This is a genomic window from uncultured Campylobacter sp. (assembly GCF_937997595.1).
GTDB lineage: Bacteria > Campylobacterota > Campylobacteria > Campylobacterales > Campylobacteraceae > Campylobacter_B.
On sequence record NZ_CALKTS010000295.1, the window covers coordinates 1 to 4,410 of the forward strand.

Below are 4,410 nucleotides of genomic sequence, written 5' to 3' on the forward strand. Positions count from 1 at the left end.
GGCGTCTTTTGGATTTATCAGCACCGGCTCTCTGCCGCTAACCTCGGCGAAATTTCTGATGATCGAGTTGTTTAGCTGGCTGTGCAGGCGGTAGCGAGAGTGCGGGCTAACGACGTGGATCGGATACTTCGCCGTCTTTTTCGCATCGCCTAGCCACTCTTTCGGTTCGATCCAAGTAGGCATCGGCGGGCAGTCGGCATAGCCCATCTTGGCGATCGTTGGTGAGTAAATTTCGATCTTACCCGACGGCGTGCCGAGGCGGTTTTTGGCGGGATTTTCGCGGAATGCCGCAAGACGCGTATATAGTGCGCTGCTCTCATCGTCCTTTTCAAAACGCACGAAGCCTTTGTCGTAAAATTCCTCAAAGCTAGGCATCGTTATATTTAGGCCTTTGGCTTGTTCTACGGCATCGGCGTAGAATTCCTTCATCCAGCCTAGCTCATCCTTGCCCTCGCTAAAGACCTCGCCATATCCCCAGCGCTTGCAGATCTGCTCGCAGATCCAAAAGTCGCTCTTGCTCTCACCCATCGGCTCGATTGCAGGCCTGTAAGCGACTATATATTCGCCCGTAGCGCCCGTTTGGTTGATGTCGTTGCGCTCGACCTCGATCGCGACGGGAAGCACGATGTCGCTAAGTTTTGCGGTGCTCGTCCAGTACGGCTCGGCGGTGATGACGGTATCAAATTTGCGCCACTGCCTCACAATATTATTCACGTCTTGATGGCGCGTAAACATCGATCCGCACGCCATATAAGCGACTCTCATATGCGGCAGCTTGATCTTGGTGCCGTCATAATCGATCTGCTTGCCTGGATGCTCCAGCGCCTCGATGCTGCGGGAGGACGGGATGGTGATATTTTTCGCGTTTTTCCAAGGCGCAGAGCCCGTGTTTTCGTATTTTTCATCTATGCGCGTGCTAAGCCCTTTTAAAATCGGAGCTACTTTATTCGTAGCGCCCGCAGAACCGTAGCCTAGGCTAAATTCAAAGCCGAGACCCTCCTTGCCGATATATCCCAGCATCGCATTAAGCGCCACTAGCGCCCAGAAAGGCTGCTCGCCGTGATCTGCGCGCTGCAAACCGCGACCGATTAAAATCGTGCTCGGCTCCTTTGCAAGTGCCGTAGCAAATTTCGCAATAGCATCCTCGCTAAGCCCGCAAATTTTGCTCGCCCAAGCTGCGTCCTTTACGATTTTATCGCTCTCGCCTAGAAAATACGCTTTAAATTTATTAAATCCGACGGTGTATTTTTTGATAAATTCCTCGTCGTAGAGGTTGTTCGTAAATAGATAATGGCACATACCGATGATGAGTGCGGTGTCGGTATTTGGGCGCACGATAATATCTTCGCTGCCAAAGTAGCGCGCGGTGTCGTTTCTCATCACGTTTACGCTATAAGTTTTGATTCCCGATTTTTTAAGCTCTTGCATGCCGATGTAACCGTCGTGCGTAGGCGGAATGGATGAAATTTGATTGGTTACCGCAGGATCAGTCGCCCAAAATACGACGTTTTTAGCGTTTTTGACGATCGCTTTCCACGTAGTAGGCGCGTCGTAAACGGCGCTTGAGCCCAGCACGTGAGGCATGATAACCAGACCCGCACCGGTCGAATAATCACCGCTTTCCTCTACGTAGCCGCCTAAAATTTTAAGCATTCGGTGCGCTACGGTGCGTCCCCAGCCGATCTTACCGCTGCCACCCCACCAGTAGCATTCGCCGTAGATCGCCTCGGCGCCGTATTTGTCGAAATTTTCTTTCAAAGCCTTCGCCGCTAGATCAAGGGCTGTGTCCCAACTAACCCGCACGAACTCCTCTTTGCCGCGCAGTTCGCTCTTTGCCGCGCCTTTAGCCTTTAGATAGCTTTTGCGCACCATCGGATAGAGCACGCGGTTTTCGTTTTGGATATTATCCGGTAAGCTGTAATTCATCGTGTTTGGAAATTTATCGCCCTCAAAATCGCTTACCGAAACGATCTGCGACGAGTTTAAATTTAGCCAAAAAGTGCCGAATCTATTTGCGCCGAATACCTTTTTGTTATCAAAAATCGTCTGCGTGACCCCCTCGATCCTGCTAGCGCTAGCCGCGCTTGCGCCTAAAATCCCTGCCTTTAAAAAGTCTCGCCTTTTCATCTGATCTCCTTTATCATTCAGGTTTTTTTGCATTGTGTTGTAGATATTTTATGATCAAATTTAGCTCGTCGCCCTCGAGCGCTACGTAGTTTGCATTGATCATCTCTTGCAAATTTGCAGGCCACTGATTTGCCGTGAAGCTATTCGGCTCGTGAAGCCTATGACACGCCGAGCAGATCTGCTCGTAGTTTGTCTTTGCCTCCGCATAAAGCGCCTTAGCGTCCTTAGCTACGGCATCCGAGCTGATCTCGTAAATCCCCTCGGCTTCGTACCAGATCTCGCCGTAATCGTCCTCGAGCTTTTTACCCTTTTTAAAATTCGCTTCGGCTTCGTTCGTAAAAATCGCGTAAATTTCAGCCTCTTTCATATTTTTTTGGATTTGAAGCTGATAGTTTTCGCTCACGACGCCTTTGATCTTAATCTTGGTAACGCCGCCATCGCTGGATATCACCTCGATCGGCGTTAAAATTTCAGCCTCACCGATTGCTTTGCCGTCTTGCGAGATCGTAGCGGTTTTGGAGATTACCTCGCCGCCGAAAAGCGAACACGCACAGATAAATGAGATAAAAATTTTCCTCATAAAGTATCCTTTCTAGATTGTCTTTAACGCGAATTATAAATCAAAGATAAATTTAAATTTGTCGCGATTGCGACGAATTTATCCTTTTTATGTAAAATTTACGTGAAATTTTATGCAAAGAGCTGCTATGATAGATAGACTAAATAACGATTACAGCGAGAAATTCGACTTTTTAAGCAGGGAGCGGATTGCTAAATTTAGGCGCGAAAGCTACGCTCGCGGCGACGTGATCTACGCGCAGAAGTTTAAATTTATCATTTTGCTGCAGGGCAGAGCGAAACTAAACTGCTACGAAAACGGTAAGGAATTTATCTTTAGCTTCGTAAAAAGCGGCGCCTACGTCTGCTTGGATAAAAATACTAGCCTTGAAATTTTAAGCGACTGCGAGACGCTACAGATCAATATCTCGGAGCTTTTCGAGCTGCTCGGAGATGAGTTTGCAAGCTCGATCATAAACGCACTTATTAAAAACATCTACTCGCAGCGAATTTTAATTAAAGAGATCGTCTTTGCGAAAATCCAGACGCGGATTTTAAATTTCTTAAATCGCATCGCAAACGCAGATAAGATCGTGGAGCTTCCCTTTAATATAATGACGCTTGCAAGCCTGCTCGGCGCGCCTCGCCAAAATGTCTCCCAAGCGATTACGAAGCTAGTAAATGACAAAAAGATCGTGAAATTAAAGGGCAATAGGATTAAAATTTTATAGTCTGAATCTGCGCGGCGGATCTAAATTTAAACACAAAAGGCTATTTTGAGCAAAACCGTCTATTAAAAAGGGCTAAAAACCAAAATGGAATTAGCCCTAAATTTAGCTTATTTGCAAAGCTTATGTGTGCTACAAAGCTGCGTTTAAAAAATCGAGCCTCTGCTTGCGGGTCGCAACGGATCGTCTCCAAAGCGGTTGCCTCCGTTAGTGCCTTGCTGGATAAAAAATACGATCAATACTATCGGGCCTATTATCGGGACAAGAATTAACAGATAAAACCAGCCGCTTCTATCGGTATCATGCAGACGCCTTACCGCTACGGCGATAGAAGGTAAAAGTATTGCCAATAAAAAGATTGAGTTAATGAAACCGATCATTCTACCGGAACTCATAACCGTATAGGTGCCTAAAAAGCCGTCCAATACTAACGTTACGATTCCTAAAAGTGCCGCAAATAATGCAAACCACCAGTACTCTGAACGTGGTGCACGCCCCTCAAAATTGCAATAATTCTCTTTGAGACAAGTGCGAACAGACTCCATAAAAGTCATCTCAAACTCCTTTTAAAAAAATAAGGTAAATTATATAACAATGGCACTTAAATTTGTCCTTTATATTGATTAAATTTTAAAATTTATCTCCGCTACTGCGCTGTCTGGCAAATACATTAAAATTTATCTCGAATGAACTTAATAGCGAGCTGTTTGATAAGCGGAGGAGGGTAGGTTAGGCGGAACAAATTTTGCTTTTTCGCTCGCGCTAAATAACAAAGTAGGGCGGCTGCGACTAGCACAATTATAATAGCGATTTTATCCGCTTTGCCATGCCATAGCTGCTCAAATTTTAAAATTTACCTCCCTTTACGGCTTAAAATTTTAGAAATTTTTACAGCGTCGTAAGTTTTCGCCTGCGCTTTTAGAAACTCGCAAAGCTCCTTCTGTTCGCACAAGCCGCGAGAGAGCAAAACTCCGCCGTCATCTCGTCATCCAGCACC

Annotated in this window: 4 protein-coding genes; 1 reads left to right on the forward strand and 3 read right to left on the reverse strand. The window is 46.2% G+C overall.

The window, feature by feature from the left end:
* A partial coding sequence (locus Q0614_RS09865) for a molybdopterin-dependent oxidoreductase (protein ID WP_298788397.1) occupies positions 1-2,127 on the reverse strand: 2,127 nt, incomplete at its 3' end.
* Between the two features lie 13 nt (positions 2,128-2,140).
* Entirely contained in the window at positions 2,141-2,707 is a 567-nt protein-coding gene (locus tag Q0614_RS09870; RefSeq protein ID WP_298788398.1) for a hypothetical protein, read from the reverse strand.
* 127 nt (positions 2,708-2,834) lie between these two features.
* On the opposite strand from Q0614_RS09870, the gene Q0614_RS09875 reads away from it, so the two are divergent.
* On the forward strand, positions 2,835-3,416 hold the full coding sequence (locus Q0614_RS09875) for a Crp/Fnr family transcriptional regulator (RefSeq protein WP_298788399.1): 582 nt from the start codon (positions 2,835-2,837) through the stop codon (positions 3,414-3,416).
* A gap of 143 nt (positions 3,417-3,559) precedes the next feature.
* Here Q0614_RS09875 and Q0614_RS09880 read toward each other — a convergent pair whose 3' ends face one another.
* Positions 3,560-3,967: a DUF805 domain-containing protein gene (locus tag Q0614_RS09880; RefSeq protein WP_298788401.1), complete on the reverse strand. Its 408-nt coding sequence runs from the start codon at positions 3,965-3,967 to the stop codon at positions 3,560-3,562.
* Positions 3,968-4,410 lie beyond the last annotated feature (443 nt).

Bases quoted from the DNA above. Each gene is read 5' to 3' on its own strand.
- Q0614_RS09870 (WP_298788398.1), bottom strand. From the start codon at position 2,707: ATGAGGAAAATTTTTATCTCATTTATCTGTGCGTGTTCGCTTTTCGGC.
- Q0614_RS09875 (WP_298788399.1), top strand. From the start codon at position 2,835: ATGATAGATAGACTAAATAACGATTACAGCGAGAAATTCGACTTTTTA.
- Q0614_RS09880 (WP_298788401.1), bottom strand. From the start codon at position 3,967: ATGACTTTTATGGAGTCTGTTCGCACTTGTCTCAAAGAGAATTATTGC.